Genomic DNA, 21,392 nt, shown 5'->3' on the forward strand with positions numbered 1-21,392 from the left:
ATTTCCAAATAATTAAACTGACGCAAAAATATCTTTTATATTTTTCATACATTTATATAATCGGGAACCGCAACGATATATTTGAAAATATGGTACTTGTGCAGCTCCAAATGATCGGAAATATTTTTCAATACTTTCAACCATACTTCCTTCAAAATCGAATACTTTACCGGACTGTAAGGCAAATAAAATAGAGTGGTGCTGCACCATATCCATCCCTCCCATATCCTTTGCAGTAGGGTCTATTCCTCCCATCAAATAATAAACCGTATTATCATCATAAACCAAAAAATTTGCAGCAACAATAGTCCCATCAAGCAGCTTTGCGGCAAACATTTTCACCGCGCTATGCATTATGCATGCATTATAAATACGGACAACAATATCTTTTGAATAAGGAATCTGCATATTTTTCCGATTAAATGTTTTTGTATTTAAAAGAAAAAAATCATCTACAGAATGTAACTCATCAACAGTAATACCAAGATTAACAGCTTTTCTTCTTCTTCTTCTTATATCAGTTTCATATTCATTCTCTAATTGGTCTTCCGTAATATTCTTAATCCGATACGTGTAGCGTGTTGTCTGTTTAAACCCGCACCAATAAAACGGCAGCCAATTGGTAATTTGTGGAGAAAGGCTTTGTTGAAAAAAATCATAGTTAGGTAATTGCTTAATTAAATCCGAATATACTTCTTTTTCCCAAGAAAGACGTTTATAATATTTTTGGTTTACAGGATACTTTATATACGGCCCCAATGTTTGAGTCAGCAATGGCATTTGTATTCTATTAAACCATAGTTTTTTATCAATGCAATAAGGCAAAGCGCCGACTATACTGCCACCTTTTTCTACTAACACTACATTCCAATTATCTTCACCACACACGGCATCAAGCCACCAATCTTTATTAAAAATTGGGACACCTTTTTCTTGTTCACAAAACGTATGATACCTGTCTTTATTTTTCATCATGCTTCCTAATAGTATTAGGCATTTCTAAACACCTGAGGTTTTTAGAGATACCCTATTCTTTTCATCAATAATAGTAAGAGCTTTTTTTAATCTTTCTTCATAATTATCCGCAAAGAACCATGATCCTTCCCGGCGAATGATATTTCTGTCGAGTTGAATAGCTTGATCCACTTTTTCTACAAAGTCTTTCGGTTCAGAAACATATAATACCGATACAATACCTTTAAAAAATTCCCCATACACAAACTTTGCCAAACCGCCTATATCCATCAAGATTACAGGAGTACCGAAAGCTAAACTTTCTATTGCGCATGTTGATAGCACAGCGGATGTTATATGTGAATTTTGCATACATTGATAGACATTAAGTTCCGTTTCAATCACAATACTATCATTCTTATAACTACGGTGATAACCTTTAACAAACCGAGGAATAAAAACAAAAAACAATCGACTATCTAACTTAGTCACTTGCTCAACAAATGTAAGAATATCCCTATCGATGTCATACTGACTTGCAACAGTAATAATAATTTTGTCTTTTAAAAACCCATATTTTTTTTCAAATAGATGCTTATTGATCTCTACCTCTTGCCGCATTAAATCAATATAATAGCTGCCTACGGTAAATATTGAATTTTTATGATATATATGTTCGCTAACGTCTAATTTAAATCGGTCACCAAAAACCAATAGATAATCAGGATAGGGATTCGGATCAAAACTTTTAAACGAAGTATACGCGGTATGATGACTATTGATTACCCCATGCTGCATCTCAATTACCGGAATATGTTTCAACTTAGCAACATAAAACGCAGGCATTCGCATAATATCATAATAACAATTCACATAAATCTTAGAAGGTTTTATCAACTCAAAATATATGTAATAAAAATTGATTCCACCAATGATTAACCGGACAATTTTTTCATAATTAAACTGAATCCCTAAATCATGGATAATATTTTTAACTATCTCTTCTCCTTGAAAGGCTTTCTGTTTAAAGTGAAGCAATTTCGAAAATAATACGATAAAACTGGCAATAAGATCAGATTGTACGTAATATTTAATAGGCACATTATACGACAAACGTTTTACAATAACCGGTATCTGCCTTGTTTCGATAGCAAAAACACATTGCATAATCCTATCAATATATTCATCATTATGCTTCTTAATTTCTAGATCATCAGTAAAAATAATTACACTTTGTTTCTTTAACATCTGAGTTAAAGAAGTCTCTTTCAATGCTGTAAATAATCGCCATAATTTATTTTTCTTCTGAGCTTCATTCGCTTCAGGTGCTTCACCGGAATAATAGTACAGAGTAAAAATATTACTTCTAAAAAAAGGCCATAATTTGATACCTGCATATTCAATATCTTCAACAGAATATGTTGTTTCTATATACTTTATCTTTTCTATAACATCAGTTTTCATTTTTACACCATAAAGTAAATTTATTGTATAATGCCAAGTAAAAAAGTTTTCAAGTTAAGACCTTTAACCTCACCCCTTCAAATGCTCTGCAATTTCCTGTACTTTTTGAAAATCAGCAGGTTTACCGATATCTATCCAATAGCCGGAAATCGGAAAACGAATGACTTTGTATTGCTTTGCTATAAGATCATTCAAAAAATCCGTTGCATCATAGAAAGTATTATGGGGGATTAAATCAAGCAACGACCTCTTAAAAAGATATATCCCTGCATTTGCATAGTAATAATAACTCGGTTTTTCTTTGATTCCAATAATATCTCTTTTATTTTCAATATCAAGTATGCCATACGGTATATTCACGTTGTATGGCATAGCTGCAACACTCATATCCGCGCCATTCTTTAAAAAATGCAAATAAAATTCTTCTAAATTTATATTGGTAAAAAGATCCGAATTCATTAAAAGAATAACATCATTATGCCAATCATGTATATATTGCACACCGCCAATAGTTCCTAAAAATTTTTCACCTTCGCGAATACATTTAATCTGTATACCATCTTTTTCAGTTGAGAAATGCTCCTCTATTTGCTCGGCTAAGTAATTTACCGTAACATTTATATTATCAATACCGCAGTGCATAAGATTATCAATATTATAATCGATAATCGCCTTACCGCCGACTTTTAAGAGCGGTTTAGGTATATTAAGCGTTAAAGGCCGAAGACGCTCTCCCTTTCCTCCCGCCATCAACACCGCATCAATGGGCAAATAGGATTTTCCATTTGAAAAATCAAGAATTTTCTTAACGGTTTTATCTTTATGAAGATAAGGGACAAGTTTAATGCCTTTTTGCCTAATAAAGGAAATTAAATCGGAAGAATAATTATCATCATCAATATAGGTAAAATCTTTCCGCATAACGGTTGCTATGGGATCCGCTAAAGAAGCACCTTTGATTAGAGCTCGTCTACAATCACCATCAGTCAATGAACCCACCACCCGCTTCGATTCATCGATAACAAACAATGTAAGCATCCCATTATCAGAGACAGCATCAAGTTGCTTTAAAGCATCGAGAATACTCGTACTATCTAGTACAAGATACTTTGTAAAATCATGTGTATTCATTACTACTTTAAGCCTTTTACCAACTTTTTCTCCAAAATTGCTTCAGCAAGCTGCCAGTCAAATGGAGTATCAATATCTATCGAGTTTATATCTTCCATAATGCTCTTCTTTATCCTGGAAAAATGAGCCAACCCTTTTTCCTTCAAAGATATTGGATTGATGACATAAACAGCACCATTATACTCATAATACGATTTAACATCTTGACGCCGGACATCATCTTTATTTAGAGTCATCGTTAAAAAGCCATCTGAATCTTCTTCACATATAACGGCAGCGGAAGAAGATAGTTTTACCGACACCACCATATCTATATCATCAGTATATAATTTTACAGCTGCTCGCACATTTTCTACCAAACGCAATGGAGAGGTCGGCTGCAACAACACTATTGCCATATACTTGTTTCCGATAGACTCATAATACTTCAGTGCATGAAGCAAAACATCATTCGTACTTGCCGTATCACTTGCCAATTCCTTTGGTCGCACAAAAGGAACTTGCAAACCGTAATCAGAAACAACTTTGATAATTTCTTTATCATCCGTCGATACACAGATATTCTCATCACTTGTTAGCGCACGTGCTATGTCTATCGAATAATAAATCAGCGGCTTCCCGTGCAATGTCTTGATATTTTTATGAGGTATCCCTTTACTACCGCCGCGGGCTGGAATAATGTACAAAAAGTCATTATCTATTCTTGCTACCATGTTATCCCTTCGCCAATCCCAAAATCTTTTCCGGCTTTTAATCCGATTATAGAGTCCCACAATGAGGCTGAAAGTCCGCTATCGCTTCGCTTTACAGAGATATTGTTTGCCGTAAAGATTTCGCCTTTTGCGATATTTTGTGCTGCAACAATTTTTTTTAATACCACTTGGGAAATCTGTGTTTCCATTTTTGACGGTATTTTTATGCCGGTTCCGAGCGCTGCTTCAATATGTCGAATTTTTTGTACCATAGCCGTAAATTCATTCGGCATAGTACTCGCTGCATGATCAGGTCCCTGCATTGTTACGTCAAGCGTAAAATGTTTTTCGACCACTACTGCCCCAAGCGCAACAGCAGCTATAGCGACTTCATCGCCAAGAGTATGATCGGAATACCCAACCGGACAGTGAAAAGCGTCGGCAAGTGTCTGCATAGCTTTTAGATTGACTGTCTCGATAGGACACGGATAACTGGTCGTACAATGTAACAGGGTAATATCATCAGTTCCAGCCTGTTGCAAAATTCGATAGGCAACATCGACCTCTGCTAAAGAACTCATCCCCGTGCTTAAAATTACCGGTAGCCTTTTTGAGCCTACATACCGCAAAAATGGAATATTGGTAATTTCACCGGAACCAATCTTCAACAGCGGAACACCCAGCTCAACAAGAAAATCAAGACTTTCTTGTTCATCAGCAGTAGACAAAAACAGAATACCAATCGAATCACAATAGGCCTTTATCTTACGAAAATCATCATACGAAAGTTCAAGCGACTTCAACATTTCGTATTGAGAGATTACCTTTCCGGTATTTTTTACTTGATATTCTGCCTGGGCAACATCTTTTGTAATAATAGCATCCGTTTTCCAAGTTTGAAACTTGACGGCGTCTGCTCCCGTTTTTTTTGCAGCATCACACAATTTTAAAGCAAGATCATAGCTACCATTATGGTTTACCCCTGCTTCTGCAATAATAAAAGTTTTGTACTTCATATTAATGTCCATTGTGTAGAAAAAAGGGGCTACAAGCACAATCCCGTAATACAACAGTACTTGCTAAAATAATATCAATCAATCCACGATTCTCCTCACCCATTCAGTTTCACAAGCATTTCTTGTTTTAAGACAACGACATCATCGTACATCATCATAACGCTTCCTTCATCATAATTACCGAATACAGGAATATTCTTTTCGCCATTCATATTCTTAAACATAAAATCAAAAAAATCTAAACCAATGCCATAAGGATGTAAGTAAGCTCCGCCGAAACGAGGGTTAATCTCAGAAATATAATACACACCATTTTTATAAAAAAAATCAACGTCGATCGTACCATAGAATTTAAAGACTTTGACTAGCTGTTTAATTGTGTCAAATAATTGTTCATCTTTAAATGAAACAGTCTTACTAGCGCCTCCAATTCTTGTCTCTAATTTACGTTTTGCAAACGCAGAAACTGCTTCATGTGTATAATAATCGACATATACATCCACATCCATATCTGCAGCATCCATAAATTCTTGTATTATATAATCGTACTGATGCTCATCAAAAAGGCTTTGAAGCTCTTGCATTGTTGCAACCTTTCTGGCACCAACGCTACCACTTCCGGAAACAGGCTTTATAAATACAGGAAAATCTATTTCTTTGTTTGCATATGCAATCATGAATGAATCTAAAGTCCGAAATGTCTTAACAGTAGCAATACCTTTTTGTGTTAGATATTCAAAAAAAAGGAACTTATCAAAACAAATATCAGCTGTCATCTCATCCGGTGTGAAAACAAAAACATTCTCTTTTTCAAACAATGCCCGATTCGCTGCTAAGAGACTTATCTCAGGATCGATTAGCGTAGTAATTGCGTTAATTTTTTCCTTTTTACATATAGAAAGCAAACAGTCAAGATATGAAGCATCTTCTATTGGCGGTGTTAAATACCCCTTATCAGCACAATATAATGCGGGAGAATACTCCGTTTGGGAAGTTGCAATAATTTTTCCACGTCCTTTAAACGAATGCTGTGCATTGTGAAGTAACCGCCCGCGCCTTCCAACATTACAAAATAATAGATTTACCATAATACATCAAACTCCTTGTATTTAAGTGTCTAAAATAAGTTTTTGATATGTCCATCGAGGTCTTATTAAAATATATTTTTCTTTATAGACATAAACATTTGGGAAATAGCGTATAAATACAGGACTTAATGCCATAGTATACGCTCCGACAAATTTAAACAGTATTTTATTATCAGTGGTCAATTTGTAAGTATCGTGCATTTCAAAAAGCCTATCATATTCCAAACATGAACAGCCAACAATAATCTGTCTCTTTACTTTTTTAATTTGCTCATCATGAGGATGGGCGGTATATATCTCATAGAAATATGAATCTTTATGAAAAAATGGATCAATATCATTTCGACTACCATCAATAGTGACTACATAATGCTGTTTTATTTTTTTCACATCAATAATAGAACTTAGAAAATCGAAACACGATGCAGCAATAGCATTACCAGGCTCAACGATAATAGTTAATTTTTGCAGGTCAAAATACTCTTGAAGAACATTTTTTATACCAGCAAAATAGTCATTATAGGTAGGAGCATTCGGTTTATCCCCATAAAATCCTCCACCAATATCAATATATTCCAAATCTAACCCATAGTTTTTTGCTATAGCTATAGCAAAACGACACAACTTTAAATACCCATCAACGCTTCTTGTTTTAGTCGTTCTATGTAAATGTAATCCCGACAGCGTTATATTGTTAGATTTTAAATATGCAAGTGCCGATTCAAATTCACCATTTTCTATATCAAACCCAAAACGGCTACCATCTTGGGGATAATCAGTTACACCGGGCAATAGAGCTTCCATATCGATATTAACACGTAACCCAATTTTTGCAAGTATAGTATTTTGTTGTGAAAATTCAACCAACCATAATAACTCACGGTTCGTATCGATATTGATAATATTCCTTTTAGAAAGTGCATGGAAAAATGTTTCTTTTGATTTCAGCGGTCCATTGTAGACAATATCTCCATTTGAAAAACCTAATGCTTCAGCAAGCATGTATTCATCTTCTGATACAACCTCTGCATAACACCCACTATTTTTTAAATATGTCAACAACCATGGTAATGAATTTGTTTTCACCGAATATGAGAAAATTGAATGAGAAAAATAGGTTTGCAAGGCAGTCTGTAACTGTAAGGTATTATTACGCAACCGTTCTTCATCGATTATAAAACAAGGTGTTTCTAGCTCATGTACTGTATTCACAATTTTCTTCATAATTTATCCCTGCTTGTAAATAATTGAATGTAAAACTTCTATAATCTTTTCAGCAGTACGCCCGTCACCCCAATAGTTTTTATCGTTGTAGGCATTTTTATCTGCAGCGAGCGCTGTAGTAACAGCAGCTTGTATCTCATTAACTCCAATAGATACCTGTATAATATTAGCGCACTGATGCCGCCCCTTTTGCCTATTCCCAACATTTACGGTTGGAATAGACAAAAAAGGGGTTTCAACAATGCCGCTGCTCGAATTTCCAATAACGAACGCTGCCTGTTTCATGAAGCTTAGATAGCGAAGCTGTCCTAACGAAGAAACGACACAAAATACCTTAGGACATTGCATTGCGACAGTTTCAAGATATTCGTTAATTTCCTTGCCGCCATAATCCATATTCGCCTTGGTAATAACAATTTGAACATTCGGAATGCTCTGCAATGCTTGAATAATATTCTTTACCGCTTCCAAATTATAATCAATACCTTGCATCGTTTCGGGATGATACGTCATCAATACCCACCGTTTACCGGAGTCGAGATGCAGCGTTTCGGCTAATTCCGTGCGAGTCAACAAAGTTCCTGTTGTATAGAAATCCAGCGTAGGTTCGCCGACTGTAAAGACATTTTTATCACTCCCCCGCATTCTGATGATATTTTTTGCAGAATCGTCCGTACCGGGAAAGTGATACTCGGCAAGCATTGTTACTGCATTTCGTATAGCATCATCCAAAGCCCCCTCGGTAACATCCCCGCCTGAAAGATGTGCGATTGGAATTTTCATCATAAATGCTGCAGAACAGATCGGCAAAAGCTCGTACCGGTCACCCAATACAAAAACAATATCCGGCATCAGTTTATGAAAGGTATCAGCAAAGCCTTCCGCATAACGGCTCATTGTATGAGCAATAGTTAGTTCAGAAGTATTATCCACCGCAACATCTACAAGCGCTGCGATCGGATAGCCATCTTCTTGTATACGCTCAACCGTATAGCCTTGTTCTTTTAGTAAATGTGCACCGGTTACAACAAGCTGCAACTGAAAATGATGATCATGATGCACCGCATCTATTAAACTGCGTAGACAACCATATTCGGCTCGTGTTGCTGTTACAATACAAATTTTGGTCATATTTATAACTGCTCCAATTTATAAATCCAATCGGAAAAATGCTTACATTCTTTTTGTAATTTTGCTATTCCGATTTTCTCGAGTATGGAAATTCCTCCGCCAATTTTATCGTAATCCGGAATACACGCAAGAATTCTCTTTGACGGTGCTGTAGATTCTCCATCGTTAATCAACTCCGGATTTTTAACTTCTTTTAAAGCTTCTTTAAGAGGACTGATATCATAATCAGATTCAAAATATTTTTGGGTGATCTTATCCAAATCAGCAAAAATCAAACTTTCAAACTCATGTAATTGTATATACGGAAGATATACATACGGAGATACTTTTTCAAAAGCTTGTATTTCTTTCTCCAGCAACAACACCTGCCTATAAGGATCACTAATGGTTTCTATTTTATCCATACCAGGTGTATCCTGCGGAAGTTTATAAAAATCAAACATAGTCGTAACAAATATGTGACCATTTTTTACATTGGCAAGAGCCTTAGTTATTGTTGAACGAGCTTTTTCAAAATTGCTCATTCCGCCCTTGTACATTTTACCATGCTTTTTATCAAGTTTGGTTAATACAGTCCAAGGAATAAGTATTTTATCTCGTAAAGCAAAATATGGCACCAGTATGCGCTTTACAAAAGTAGCTTCAGCTTGCCCTTCGCAAATAACAGAGATATACTTCACGGCTGCCCGCCTAAAACATTTTTTTCCCACAATTCAGACAAAGTAAAATCTTCCAACCATAGCTTTAATTGTTCTTGATCCAACCGATGAAAGAGACTGCATTTGCGTATGCTATCATACTCGGCAACAATAATTTCAGATGAATCAAAGCTATCAAGAAGCCGTGCAGACTGCGTTGCAACAATAACTTGAGCATTTTTTGCTGCGGTTTTTATCATTGAAGCCAATAAATCAATTGCTTGCGGATGCAAGCCTAACTCAGGTTCATCGACAATAATAACATTCGGCAGTAATTCCGGCGGCTGCAAAAAAAGCGTTGTAAGCGCAATAAAGCGGATAGAACCATCAGATAACTGTTCAGCCCCGAAATCATACTCATTATTATCAGCACTAAACCATCGTAGTTTTATATAGTCAGGATTTAATACCTGTGGTTCCAGTGAAAAATCACAGAACTGCGGCATAACAAACTTTATTCTTTCAACAATCCTGTCATAATACTTTTTGTATTCTGATGATTTGTTTTTTAACATATAGAGATATGCAGCAATATTTCCGCCATCACTCATAAGGCAACGGTTATTCTCAATTTCTGACGTATTCCTGATATGAGAAGTCATAGACGTATCATGAAATTGAAATGTTCTACAATTTGATAAAATATATTTGATAATTCTTTCACTGCTATATTTTAGGTTATTAGTAGCTAAATAACTTTCTCTTTGTCCCCCCGCGAGTTCATAACGCCGCTCTCTCCATTCTATTGATTCATCCAAAAAAATTAAAGAATCCTGTATGGTTTTTGCAAGCACTATATCATATACATCGGTATCTTTATCGTTAACAAACGTAAGACGCGATTCAATCGACGATGTATATTTCGAACCAAAATGGAGAAGGTATTCCGCACCACCATATCGAGCAACATAGTTCTGAAAAGCTCCGGTCATCATGTAATTAAGCATTTTGAAAAAAGAAAGTAAATTTGTTTTTCCGGAACCATTCGAACCGATAACAATATTTACATCGGTCAAGTCCATATCTAAGGCATATTCTTTTGATGAACTAATTGATTTAAAACCGGCAAGTTCTATCTTTTTCAAAATTGATCGTCTATTCATAATGCGCCTATATCTATTTTATACAATCGATTCTTACTCCGCTCGGAATGTTCACAACCCTCTCTGCAAACCATTCGGCATTGGTCAGATCACCGCATTCACAATCTTTAAACATAGGTAAGTGATTCATAAGTTCCCAAATAGGACGAGTCATTACACCGGCATCGTTCGTTGCTGTTAAAAATTCTTGTTGTTTTGCTTTATTTTCACATATAACCGCATTGAGCCAGAAATTCGAATGCGTACTGTTCGGTTCATCAAAAAAAGTAATATCGGAGCCTTCAAAAAATGCCTTGTACCGCATAGCTGTTTCCCGTTTATTTTTTAAGAACACATCAAGATTTTCAAGCTGGGCACATCCTAATGCAGCATTAATATTCGGCATACGATAATTATATCCAATTGCATCATGCTTAAATTCCCACCGATGAGGAATTTTTGCCTGTGTTGTAATATGTTTTGCATAGGAGCCGAGCTTCTCATCCTGAAAAAGCAATATCCCGCCGCCGCCGGTTGTAATTGTCTTATTACCGTTAAAACTGATAACACCGATTTTACCGAATGTTCCGGTATGCTGCCCTTTATAAAAGGATCCGATGCTTTCAGCAGCATCTTCAACTAATTCCAATTTCCAATCATTACAAACCTGTACAAGTTCATCGAGCTTAACAGGATGCCCAAAGGTGTGCATAGGCAAACAAGCTTTAATGCGCCTACCGGTTTGTTTGTTAAAACATTCATTATTTTTAATTAGAGCATGTTCTTTCAGCCATTCAACCATCTTTACAGGATAAAGCCCCATTGTTTCCTTATCAACGTCTAAAAATACCGGATGGGCATAACAATAAGAAATAGCATTTGCTGTTGCAATAAATGTCAACGGTTGTGTAATAACCTCATCATTCATTTCAACGCCCGCAAGTTTAAGCGCTATTGCAATGCCATTCGTGCCATTAACACACACAACGGCCCGCTTAGCTCCCGTATATTCTGCCATATCTTTTTCAAACCGATCCACGAACGCACCGACACTGGAAACATAGGAGGTGTCAATACACTCCGCAAGATATTTTTTTTCGTTGCCGATAAAAACCGGTGCGTGCAGCTGTACGGAATCAGCATTATAGAGCTTTTTGATAAAAGTAATAACTTCATTAATATTCATAATTTACATTCTCCCATCTAAATTCTTATACTTTTCTTCGTGTTCAAAATTTGGTAGAAATTTCTTTAAGAGTGCTATAATCTCCGCTTTTTTCAGCGTATCGTTATTAAACAATCGCTCCAGTTCAAAAATAAATTCATTAATTTCAGTGGATGAACGCTTTTGTATACCCGTAATAACACCCAGTGCGGAAAACTTATTCATATCAACCGTTTCTGTTTGGGTAAAGAACTCTTCATAAGGTTTCTCTCCTGTTGTATCTGAAACAGAAAAATAAACAGGATAATCCCTACTACCTCTAAACAGTTGTAAGGCCTTCTCTTTTGCCTCTTCTTCCGAACTGCACTTACATACGGTATAACCCAACTCGTGTAATAATTTTTCTGCAATATCGGAAAAAGTCATTGTTGAAACTTGATCCAGCTTTGGGAAATATACCTCACGATTATGCCCAAGCATACAAGCAAGCATACAAATTTCGCCACTCTCTTTCGGAGAAACAAAATACCGCTTGACATCAGTTGGAGCAGAAATCGGCTGATATTTAGCTATGCGTTCTAAAAATCCTGCCGGTAACGAACCGTTTGAAAAAGCCACATTCGCAAAACGTGCCGTTTTAACGGGGAAATAATCGGAGTATGAAAAAATTAAATCCTCCATTATTCTTTTACTTGCACCCATTACGTTCACAGGATTTGCAGCCTTATCCGTAGAAACACAGAAAAATGCTGCTGGAGGGAATTCTTTTAACAAATCCAATAACTTTTTCGCATTTATAATATTATTTTTGAGCAAAGCTTCAATAGAATATATATCTTTTTCAGTTCTGACATGCTTATGTGCAGAAAAATTTGCTACGATATCAAAGCCTTTCCTCGCTCTCAATATCTTCTCAAAGACAACATCCGCATAATTAATCGGGTACGTAGCATAGTCATCGGGAATAAACAACCCCTTTGTGCTTCGTAAATCTCGCGTCAATTCCGCAAGCTCATTTTCGTTTGTATCAACTACGACAAGGGTGCGGGGCTTAAACGGTAAACACGCTTTAATGAAAGAACTTCCAATACTGCCTGCCCCTCCAATTACGAGCATTGTTTTTCCTTCAATACAAGCACTCAACTGTTTTGTATTTGCACGAATATCAGAAGCAAAAAGACTTTCTTTCCGCTTTATTACATATTCTGAAATAAAATTTTCTATATTAAAATCAACCATAAAGACTCCTTCCTTTTTAAAACAATGCCCTTTGTTTAATAATACGCAATAAAAGGAATACCCCTAAACAGGTTGCGACTGCCCATCGTATATACCAAAACGATAATGTAAAATAATATAAGATAGCAACGCACAGAACAGGTACGAGACCGCACAGATAAAACCTAAAATGATATTCCAAATTTTTTATAACATACCGCGCAATAATGTCATGAAAAAGAAATAAGAACACAAACGAAACAACCGTTGCAATGGCCGCCCCCATATCTCCATATATGGGAATCAGCAAGAAATTTAGACCAATATTAATACCGGCAGCTACTAAAGTACCTAATGATATATAGATAGTTTTTTGATAAAAAAACTCATGATTAGCAGGAAAGGCATACAAAAAATTGAAATAGTACGCCAATACAATAAGCGGAATAAGGCGGATTCCCTTCCAATAGGCCGATGGGGCCATAATTTTATACACCTCCGGTGCTAATAGTAAAAACCCCATAGTTAGCACGGAAAAAAGCGTCATATACCGACCAGCCTTTTCCAAAATGAGATTTCTGTTGTTATCCTTCTTATACTCATAGTAAAAAGGTACCCACGAAGTATTCAAGGCTCCCCAAATCGAAGAAATAATAAGAGCTAAGCTGTATCCTACACTGTATATACCAACACTTTCCTCTCCAACAAACTTCTTCAGCATAATTCTATCACTTTGGGATAGAATCAGCCCCCCCGCACCATGAAGGATAAGCGGCAGAGTCAATTTTAAACAATATTGCCAATAGTCTTTATTATAAAAACATCGACCATTCCTATATAGAAAAACTAAAAAAATACATGCCGACAAAATTTGGGGAATAGCAGCACCATATATCTTTCCTCGATATTTTTCCTCCTGAAAAAAGTAAATAAAAATGAGCGACAGACAAACACTTACGACAGCTATTAACACTCCAAAAATAGCATTCTTTTCAACATCTTTAAATTGCATCCATTTTGTCGTATAAAAGTTAACAATAAAGACGCAAAAACTATGAATGGGCAGCAGAATTACAAACCCCTGCTGTATACCCAAAATCCTTGATAATGGACGTACCCAGATTATACAAATACTCAAAACACAAGCAAAAGAAAGGAAGCTTAAGGTCATAATTGCAGATAAGTACATATCTATTGTATTTTTTTCATACGTAATACGGGCATTTGCAATAGAACCATAAGTTTGCAGTCCGATAAATAACATAAATAAGCCCTGCCATGCCGTATAAACAGCGACGATACCATAATCAGATGGACTTAAAAGACGCGTAAATATTGGAGCAGTAAAAAACGATATCCCTTGTAAAACGAAACTCCCAAACACATTAAAAATAACAACGCGGGAAATCGATTTATTTTTTGAAAAAACATCAACCATTTAGCCCTACTTAAAAAGCTCAATACATTTAACTACAAAACTTTATACACATGAATAGTATATATGCTATTTTTATGCGTATAAGTTTCCACTAAATGTAATTTTAAGACAGCAGCGTTAGTAATCACCGGCCTTGATAAGATATACTTGACATTAAAAGTATCTTTCAAAATATTCATATCTACACGTAAAGCCGCAGGTTGAGGATTTTTATTACGGGTTGGCGCATAAAAATCAGCTCCGCCATTATATAAGTACATGCGTCCACCCCAACTATTATAATAGTCTCTCATTTCAGGATTCACTGCAAATTCAGGCTCGAGCAGTTTTCCGAATTTCCTCATATATGAAAGAGGAATAATACTATTATAGCCATCGACCGTGTGGAAGCCGTTATACATTAGTACCGCAGGATGATAGCCAAAAGCGACTACATTTTCATTAGCATATCCAATGTCATGCTTTATATCATTAAACAACTCAATATCAAAGAACTCTTTATAAGAAATAAAATCATCAGAGCTATAGACAAATTTTTTAGAGATTGTCTTATCTATATGGATGACCTTATCAAGACCTGTTTTATAAACAATTTCGTTATACCATGTTTTAATAGTATCATTATACTCTGTCGGGAAAAATAAAACATAGCATAATTGCAACAAAACAACGGTATAGCCAAGCCATTTTTTATTAAATATAGCATTAATCTGTACAGCAACTAAAGCAAACAAAATATACCAAACCGGAATATTCAAAACCCAAATTCTTCCCCAATTAAACCCTGATAAAGGAGGAATGACAGTTTCAACAAATGTGCTGATAGAATTATTTTCATACAAAGCCGCAATGAATGAAAAAGAGATAAGTATACAAAATAAAAATAATATTATGTGAATATTTTTTCTACTGATATTTTCAAATTGCGTTTTTATCCGTTTTACCCAAAAAGATAAAAAATATAAAAGTAAAAAAATAAATGCAAACGGGATTATGATTTTTCTTTGTAAAGAAGCAAAATGATACCAACCATTCAAAAAATAATTTTTAAACCATAGCAAAACATTACCGTCGCCCAGAGCAAATATTGACCTATTTAACGGCTCCTTTATTACCAAGGCATGATAGAATAATTTAAATTCAACAAGGATATACCCAGTACACAAAACAAAAAAGGCAACAAACAGATTGATATTTATTTTTTTAGATCGTATTAATAAAATTATGGAAACAAGCAGCCATAACCCTATAGCAAATATGCCGACAAAAGCAAAATTTGAAATAAGTGGAAAAAATAAAAGGAGTATATATTTTTTGTTAAATCCGGCATTTTGTTTGATTATATCTAAAAATGTAATTACTAAAATTGGTATAGAGGAAATAGCAACAGCTGACCAATAATATTTAGGCAATACAGCAAAAATTATAGAGATAACAACAGCTATAAAATCATCTTCTATTCCAAGCCTTTTTAATAAGATAAGCATAGATACGAAACCTACAATAATTGCAATATAATAATTAATCATATAGGCAAAGAAAGTAGGTAAAAGACAAAAGATAGCAGAATATAAAGAATAATTAACCTGCATAAAATACAAAGTTGACAAATTATTAAAGGATGGTGTGGGACTATTAAGCGTAAAAAAAGAGTCATTATCCTTGATCATTTTCGCCCATGCAGCATTGGAGTCCAAATTATCGTGTATGGAAATGATAGAATTCTCACCGATAAACGCCGGAAATACAAGAAAAACAATCACAAGCAGCAATATTACACGCAATAAATATCTCTCTTTCTTTTTTAATTTCAACATAAAAATCCTCAATAATAAAAATTTATGATTCACAAATTCAGCTTAGACACCATTTTTGTACTTGATTTCTTTTAACAAAATACGCATTTCCAGCTAGCAAAGCCATAGGCAAATCAGATTTTGAATCGGAGTAGAAATTTTCAATTTCTATTTTTCCAAATTTTTCTTTAAATAAAATCGGCTTAACAGTTCCATAACAGTTTTCACCTAGAATATTCCCCGTCTTTTGGTCCATATTTGTGGCTATTAAATTATTTATACCAATTTTTTTACATATTGGGCGAAGCAAAAAATCAGGAGATGCGCTTATAATGCAATCATCTGAAGCCTGCATCTCTTTGTACCATCCTTTAATTTTATTTTCATTCTCAATCCAAAAAGAGAGAATACAAGCATCTATATCCTTTATTCCTTGTAAAAATTTAAAAAACAATTTCTTAAATTCTTTTTTATCAACAAATTTAAATATATATAAAAACAGACCGCTAACTTGCAAAGGAAAAAAGCGAATAAGCTTTATATCATTTTTTAAACAGAAAAGCCAAAAATTGATTGAACTGTCTCCATCATAAATCGTTCCGTCAAAATCAAATACATTCATAATAGATATATAATTCCAAACAACATACATAAAAACAACAAACAAAAAGCCATTATCTTTTTATCTGCAAAAACAACTTCAACAGGATCTCCATCATAGGAACTTTCGATATCAAGACTATATTGCATAAATATAATAATAACCACAGGCACAGTCAAAATCATATATGGATTAGGGTACTCCTTAGCCCACAGAGCATAAAACACACAGGTCATACCCAAACACAGATACATAAATTTATCAAGAAAGTTTAATGTATACTTTTGCAAAACCGAACGAGTAGCGCCATCTATACCACCCTCAACCATTTTGATTTCATTTCTACGCTTCCCTAGACCTAAATAAAAAGCAGCTGAAACAATCGTCAAATATAACCATGAAGAAACAAAGGTTCCAGCAAGAATGGCACCAAACATAACCCTAATCAAAAAACCTGCTGTTAGAATAGTGATATCTATAATTGGAATATTTTTAAGTCCCAAACTATATGCTAAATTCAAAATAAAATATAGCAATAAATTGAACAAAGCAAAAAAACTGACATGATGAAATACAATTAGATAAGAAAGCAATCCTATAGAAATAAAAAAACAACATACAGCATACACAAAACCCTCTGCTATCGAAATTTTTCCGCTTGCAAAAGGTCTGTTTTTTTTAGTTGGATGAAGTTTATCTTTTTCTACATCCTTAGCATCATTTATTATATATATTGTTGAAGCAATAAGGCTAAACGAAATAAAACCAATTAAAACATATAGTATTCTCTGCCCCCCCCCTTCATCCCGCATAAATATAAGCGGAACAAAAACAAGAAAATTTTTTATACAGTGTTTTAGACGAAGGAGCTTTAATATATTTCTAAATTTCTCCATTTAAATCTTACCGTCTCTCCTTTTCGTTTCCGAATACATCCTATATGCATCTATTAACATATCATCATCACTATATTTAGGCTGCCAGTCCAAATCTTTTTTAGTTTGTGAAATATCAAGAATGTACTCCTCATCGGCTATCATAAATTGTTCGGGATACATAATCGTTAGTCCTATTTTATCAAAAAGAGCAAGTATTAGTTTTACAAAACCTCCCGGCGTATGAATAACAGATGAAGAAGAGCCTGCATACTGTATAACCTTTTCTAAAAGAATCGTAATATTAGGCGGAGATTCCGATCCGAGATTATACTCCTTATTAGGGATATCTTTTTCAAGAGCACAAATAATTGCTGAAACACAATCAAAGACCGAAATCATTTGGTAATGATTTTTACCACTTCCGATCGTAGGCACAGGAAGACCTAAATCAATCAGTTTAAATAGCTTAACAAGGATGCCAAACCGTCCAGGTCCAATAATCATTCTAGGTCTAAAAATCGTTATATTTATCCCTTTTTTGCGAAATTCACGGCAAATATCTTCACAGACTTTTTTACTTTGTCCGTAAGGACCAAAAGGATTCTGCGGATGATTTATATCAACCGGAAGATATTGAGGCTTGCCGTATGTCATATCCGTTGTAAACATAATATAGCTAAGACATTCTCTTTCATACATTACCTCTAGGATATTTTGAGTTCCTGTAGTATTGGTATCAAAAAAATAATCATGGCGATTTTGGGGTACTCTGTTGTGATACTGATTCGCAGCCAAATTTATAACAGTATCGCACGAAGCAAATGAAAGATTTTCTATTTGTCGTTTATCACGAATATCGACATGAACATAGTCAGCCTTCTCATTTATTTGGCTATCCAGAACTTCATGAATATCACAAACGGTTACCGATTCATTCCTGTTTAACAGTTCATTTGCAAGATAGCGCCCAACAAAACCATTACCACCAAAGATATAATACATTTAATTTCCTTAACTTCTTGAAATAAGAACAACACCAATACAGATAACTGCAATCCCCGCAATACGAACCGGCGAAAGAGATTCTTGAAAAAACAAGTAACCGGCAACTGCCGAAAGCACATATCCTATACTGAGGAACGGATATGCAAAACTGACTTGAACCTTTGAAAGAACAGACATCCAAAGGATAATACTTACTGCATAACAAAACATTGCAATCCAAAGCCATATATTGCTTGCTAAAAGCCCTATATTGTAAGCCATTCGAAGCATGTTCATTTCACCGACTTGAAGCATTCCTTTTCTAATAAACAGTTGGGCACAGCAGTTAAGACAAACACTTAATAAAATAACACCTATATTCATTTTATCAATCCTTTTACAAAACACAAATATTTTTGATATTTTTCAACAACCGCTACTTTAACACCACACCGTATTCATCGATATGCTTGATTAAATCCTTATGGTTCAATTTAGCATAAGCAACAAAGTCAAAAAAATAGGGTAGGCATGTTTCCTCTTCAATTTCCGACTTCAAATGCGCTGCCAAAAAAGAATCTACTTTATTACCTTTTAATGCAATGTCCACATCCGAACCCTGCTTATACGTTCCTAATGCACGCGAACCGAATAAAACAGCTTCCTCAATTTCGCTATGCCGTGCAATGTAACTTAAAATGATTTTGATATGCTCTTCTGGCAAACCGTACCGCATACGCTAAAGTTCCGCTCGCAGTGTATCATTAAGTTTTTCAACTTCAGGTAAAAAGCTTTCAATCACAAAATCATTAAGCTCTCCAAGAAGGGAAACATCATAGACATGACTCGTAAGATTTCTCACTTCAAGAGCTTTTAACCAAACTTCTCCATTTTCAATCATTCCATCTTGAAAGGCTTGACGGAATGCTCTCTTTCCTGTTTGAACTTCCGTATACCCTTCATTCTCAAGATAGTCTTTTAACACCTTCCAAGAAAGCTCTATAAGAATTTCAAAAGCTTGTACCAATGCCATCTGAAATGCATCATAATATTTTGAACCCTTAGGATGTTCCTCAACGTCCGAGCACCTTTCTTTAAAGACGATGAGGGCTTTTTCAAAATTTTGAAACCGCTGTTTCCAACGGATATTTTCCGTATCTTTCATCATTGCCTATGATAAATACTTTTCCAGAGGGCTTTCATCCCCTCTACTCCTTCTCCCCCGCCTCATTCACCGTGCCGTGCACCCGTGCGGGGTTTCCATAGACAAGGGTGTATGGCGGCACATCTTTTGTTACTACGCTTCCTGCACCGATTAACGCATATTCACCGACAGTTACTCCGCAAACAATCGTAGCATTTGCACCGATAGATGCGCCTTTTTTAATCAAGGTTTGTTTATACTCATGTTTGCGTTCAATAAAGGCACGGGGATTTATCACATTGGTAAACACACAGGAGGGGCCGCAAAAAACATCGTCTTCTATCACCACATCGTCATATAGCGAAACATTATTTTGAATCTTTACGCCATTGCCGATAACAGCCTTCCCGCCGATGTTAACATTCTGCCCGATGGAACATCTTTTACCGACTTTAGCGCCGCTCATAATGTGCGTGAAATGCCAGACCTTGGTTTCTTCTCCTATCTCCGCACCTTCATCAACATAACTCGATTCATGCACAAAATAATTTTTAGCCATATTCCCCTACCGCTTATAAAATACTTTTATCGCATCACAGGTATAGGCAATTTCATCTTGAGTCAACTCAGGGTACATCGGCAAAGCAAGCACGGAAGCGCACAGTTTTTCGGCAACGGGGAAATCCCCTTTCTTGTAACCGAGATACTTAAAACATTCCTGTTCATGTAAGCACTTGGGATAATACACCGTTGTGCCTATGCCTTTTTCGGTGAGATATGCCTGCAGTTCATCCCGTTTCTCAGCAAGGATGTTAAACACGTAGTACACCTCTTTTCCCTTCGTTTTGACTACGGGGAGTTTTATCTGTCCGATATCTTTGAGTAAAGCACGATACTGAGCTGCGTGTTCAGCTCGTTTTGCAATCGATTCATCAATATATTTTAACTTAACACCCAAAACGGCAGCCTGTAAACTGTCAAGCCGAGAGTTATAGCCGATATAGTCATGATGATATTTTTTTGTCGCTCCGTGGACACGCAAGCTTTTCGCTTTTAAGTAATACTCTTCGTTATTCGTAACGATCATACCGCCATCGCCGTAGCCGCCGAGCGTCTTGGTCGGAAAAAACGAATAAATCCCCATATCGCCGATAGTTCCTGACTGATGCAAAGCGCCGTTATACATATCCTGCATCCCGAAGGCCTCAGCTGCATCTTCCAACACACGGAGATTATGCTTTTTTGCAAGTGCCATACAAGCAGTCATATCCGCCGTTTGTAAGAATAAATGCACAGGCAATAGTCCGACCGTATTTTTTGTTATACGTTTTTTCGCATCCTGCATATCCATACAGAAGGTGTCTTCATCAATGTCGCAAAAAACAGGTTTACCGCCTAAGCGGGCAATACAGGAAGTGGATGCAAAAAACGTAAAAGCAGGTGTTATAACCTCTGCGCCGTTTTTAAAGCCAAGAATATCGGAAGCAATCACCAATGCGTCACTGCCGTTCGCAACCCCGACCGCGTATTTTGCTCCGGTATACTGTTGTATTCCTTCTTCCAAACTTGCTACAGCTTTTCCTAAAATAAAATCCCCCGTTTCCAGCACTGAGGATAATGCCGTATCGAACTCATTTTTTAAATTTTTATATTCTCGTGTCGCAGTATAAAAAGGTACTTTCATCATC

General features: G+C 35.7%; 22 protein-coding genes. All 22 read right to left on the reverse strand.

Translation table 11 applies throughout. The annotated features are described in order from the left end of the window. Positions 1 to 12: 12 nt before the first annotated feature. Positions 13 to 975, reverse strand: coding sequence for a GNAT family N-acetyltransferase (locus ABK01_RS10450; protein WP_253675590.1), 963 nt, complete (start codon positions 973 to 975; stop codon positions 13 to 15). 24 nt (positions 976 to 999) lie between these two features. Then, entirely contained in the window at positions 1,000 to 2,418 is a 1,419-nt protein-coding gene (locus ABK01_RS10455; protein WP_253675591.1) for a hypothetical protein, read from the reverse strand. 69 nt (positions 2,419 to 2,487) lie between these two features. Next, positions 2,488 to 3,549 carry a nucleotidyltransferase family protein gene (locus ABK01_RS10460; protein WP_253675592.1) on the reverse strand — a complete coding sequence of 354 codons (1,062 nt, stop codon included), beginning with the start codon at positions 3,547 to 3,549 and terminating at the stop codon, positions 2,488 to 2,490. A gap of 2 nt (positions 3,550 to 3,551) precedes the next feature. Then, positions 3,552 to 4,262 (reverse strand): acylneuraminate cytidylyltransferase family protein, encoded by a 711-nt coding sequence (locus tag ABK01_RS10465; RefSeq protein ID WP_253675593.1) that lies wholly within the window; start codon positions 4,260 to 4,262, stop codon positions 3,552 to 3,554. Continuing rightward, positions 4,256 to 5,257, reverse strand: a complete 1,002-nt coding sequence (neuB, locus tag ABK01_RS10470; protein ID WP_253675594.1) for an N-acetylneuraminate synthase — start codon at positions 5,255 to 5,257, stop codon at positions 4,256 to 4,258. Before neuB ends, ABK01_RS10465 begins: the two co-directional genes overlap by 7 nt. 95 nt (positions 5,258 to 5,352) lie before the next feature. Then, positions 5,353 to 6,345, reverse strand: a complete 993-nt coding sequence (locus tag ABK01_RS10475) for an ATP-grasp domain-containing protein (protein WP_253675595.1) — start codon at positions 6,343 to 6,345, stop codon at positions 5,353 to 5,355. A gap of 21 nt (positions 6,346 to 6,366) precedes the next feature. Then, positions 6,367 to 7,569 (reverse strand): type III PLP-dependent enzyme domain-containing protein, encoded by a 1,203-nt coding sequence (locus tag ABK01_RS10480; RefSeq protein ID WP_253675596.1) that lies wholly within the window; start codon positions 7,567 to 7,569, stop codon positions 6,367 to 6,369. 3 nt (positions 7,570 to 7,572) lie between these two features. Beyond that, complete coding sequence (gene neuC, locus ABK01_RS10485) at positions 7,573 to 8,700, reverse strand: UDP-N-acetylglucosamine 2-epimerase (protein ID WP_253675597.1); 1,128 nt, start codon at positions 8,698 to 8,700, stop codon at positions 7,573 to 7,575. A 2-nt stretch (positions 8,701 to 8,702) separates the two neighbouring features. Next, on the reverse strand, positions 8,703 to 9,380 hold the full coding sequence (locus ABK01_RS10490; RefSeq protein ID WP_253675598.1) for a DUF4276 family protein: 678 nt from the start codon (positions 9,378 to 9,380) through the stop codon (positions 8,703 to 8,705). Continuing rightward, complete coding sequence (locus ABK01_RS10495) at positions 9,377 to 10,483, reverse strand: AAA family ATPase (protein WP_253675599.1); 1,107 nt, start codon at positions 10,481 to 10,483, stop codon at positions 9,377 to 9,379. Before ABK01_RS10495 ends, ABK01_RS10490 begins: the two co-directional genes overlap by 4 nt. A gap of 31 nt (positions 10,484 to 10,514) precedes the next feature. Next, entirely contained in the window at positions 10,515 to 11,666 is a 1,152-nt protein-coding gene (locus ABK01_RS10500; protein ID WP_212565388.1) for a LegC family aminotransferase, read from the reverse strand. A gap of 3 nt (positions 11,667 to 11,669) precedes the next feature. Further along, entirely contained in the window at positions 11,670 to 12,884 is a 1,215-nt protein-coding gene (locus ABK01_RS10505) for a polysaccharide biosynthesis protein (RefSeq protein WP_253675600.1), read from the reverse strand. A gap of 16 nt (positions 12,885 to 12,900) precedes the next feature. Then, positions 12,901 to 14,301, reverse strand: coding sequence for an oligosaccharide flippase family protein (locus tag ABK01_RS10510; protein ID WP_253675601.1), 1,401 nt, complete (start codon positions 14,299 to 14,301; stop codon positions 12,901 to 12,903). A gap of 32 nt (positions 14,302 to 14,333) precedes the next feature. Further along, positions 14,334 to 16,118 (reverse strand): DUF6044 family protein, encoded by a 1,785-nt coding sequence (locus ABK01_RS10515; RefSeq protein WP_253675602.1) that lies wholly within the window; start codon positions 16,116 to 16,118, stop codon positions 14,334 to 14,336. A gap of 37 nt (positions 16,119 to 16,155) precedes the next feature. After that, a complete protein-coding gene (locus ABK01_RS10520) occupies positions 16,156 to 16,719 on the reverse strand; it encodes an HAD-IB family phosphatase (protein ID WP_212565393.1) in 564 nt (187 codons plus the stop codon). Beyond that, positions 16,716 to 17,594: a UbiA prenyltransferase family protein gene (locus tag ABK01_RS10525; RefSeq protein ID WP_253675603.1), complete on the reverse strand. Its 879-nt coding sequence runs from the start codon at positions 17,592 to 17,594 to the stop codon at positions 16,716 to 16,718. The genes ABK01_RS10520 and ABK01_RS10525 overlap by 4 nt, the downstream gene beginning before the upstream one ends. Next, a complete protein-coding gene (locus tag ABK01_RS10530; RefSeq protein ID WP_253675604.1) occupies positions 17,595 to 18,578 on the reverse strand; it encodes an NAD-dependent epimerase/dehydratase family protein in 984 nt (327 codons plus the stop codon). 9 nt (positions 18,579 to 18,587) lie between these two features. Further along, the gene (locus ABK01_RS10535) at positions 18,588 to 18,944 is read right to left on the reverse strand and encodes a DMT family transporter (protein ID WP_230974440.1); all 357 of its coding nucleotides are present in this window, start codon (positions 18,942 to 18,944) and stop codon (positions 18,588 to 18,590) included. Between the two features lie 52 nt (positions 18,945 to 18,996). Further along, positions 18,997 to 19,296, reverse strand: a complete 300-nt coding sequence (locus ABK01_RS10540; RefSeq protein ID WP_212565395.1) for a nucleotidyltransferase family protein — start codon at positions 19,294 to 19,296, stop codon at positions 18,997 to 18,999. A 3-nt stretch (positions 19,297 to 19,299) separates the two neighbouring features. Next, positions 19,300 to 19,728, reverse strand: coding sequence for an HI0074 family nucleotidyltransferase substrate-binding subunit (locus ABK01_RS10545; protein ID WP_253675605.1), 429 nt, complete (start codon positions 19,726 to 19,728; stop codon positions 19,300 to 19,302). Positions 19,729 to 19,768: 40 nt separating this feature from the next. Then, positions 19,769 to 20,263 (reverse strand): acyltransferase, encoded by a 495-nt coding sequence (locus ABK01_RS11735; protein ID WP_212565397.1) that lies wholly within the window; start codon positions 20,261 to 20,263, stop codon positions 19,769 to 19,771. A gap of 6 nt (positions 20,264 to 20,269) precedes the next feature. Continuing rightward, positions 20,270 to 21,391 carry a DegT/DnrJ/EryC1/StrS family aminotransferase gene (locus ABK01_RS10560; protein WP_253675606.1) on the reverse strand — a complete coding sequence of 374 codons (1,122 nt, stop codon included), beginning with the start codon at positions 21,389 to 21,391 and terminating at the stop codon, positions 20,270 to 20,272. Position 21,392 lies beyond the last annotated feature (1 nt).

This window comes from Treponema sp. OMZ 305 (assembly GCF_024181325.1).
Taxonomy (GTDB): Bacteria; Spirochaetota; Spirochaetia; order Treponematales; family Treponemataceae; genus Treponema.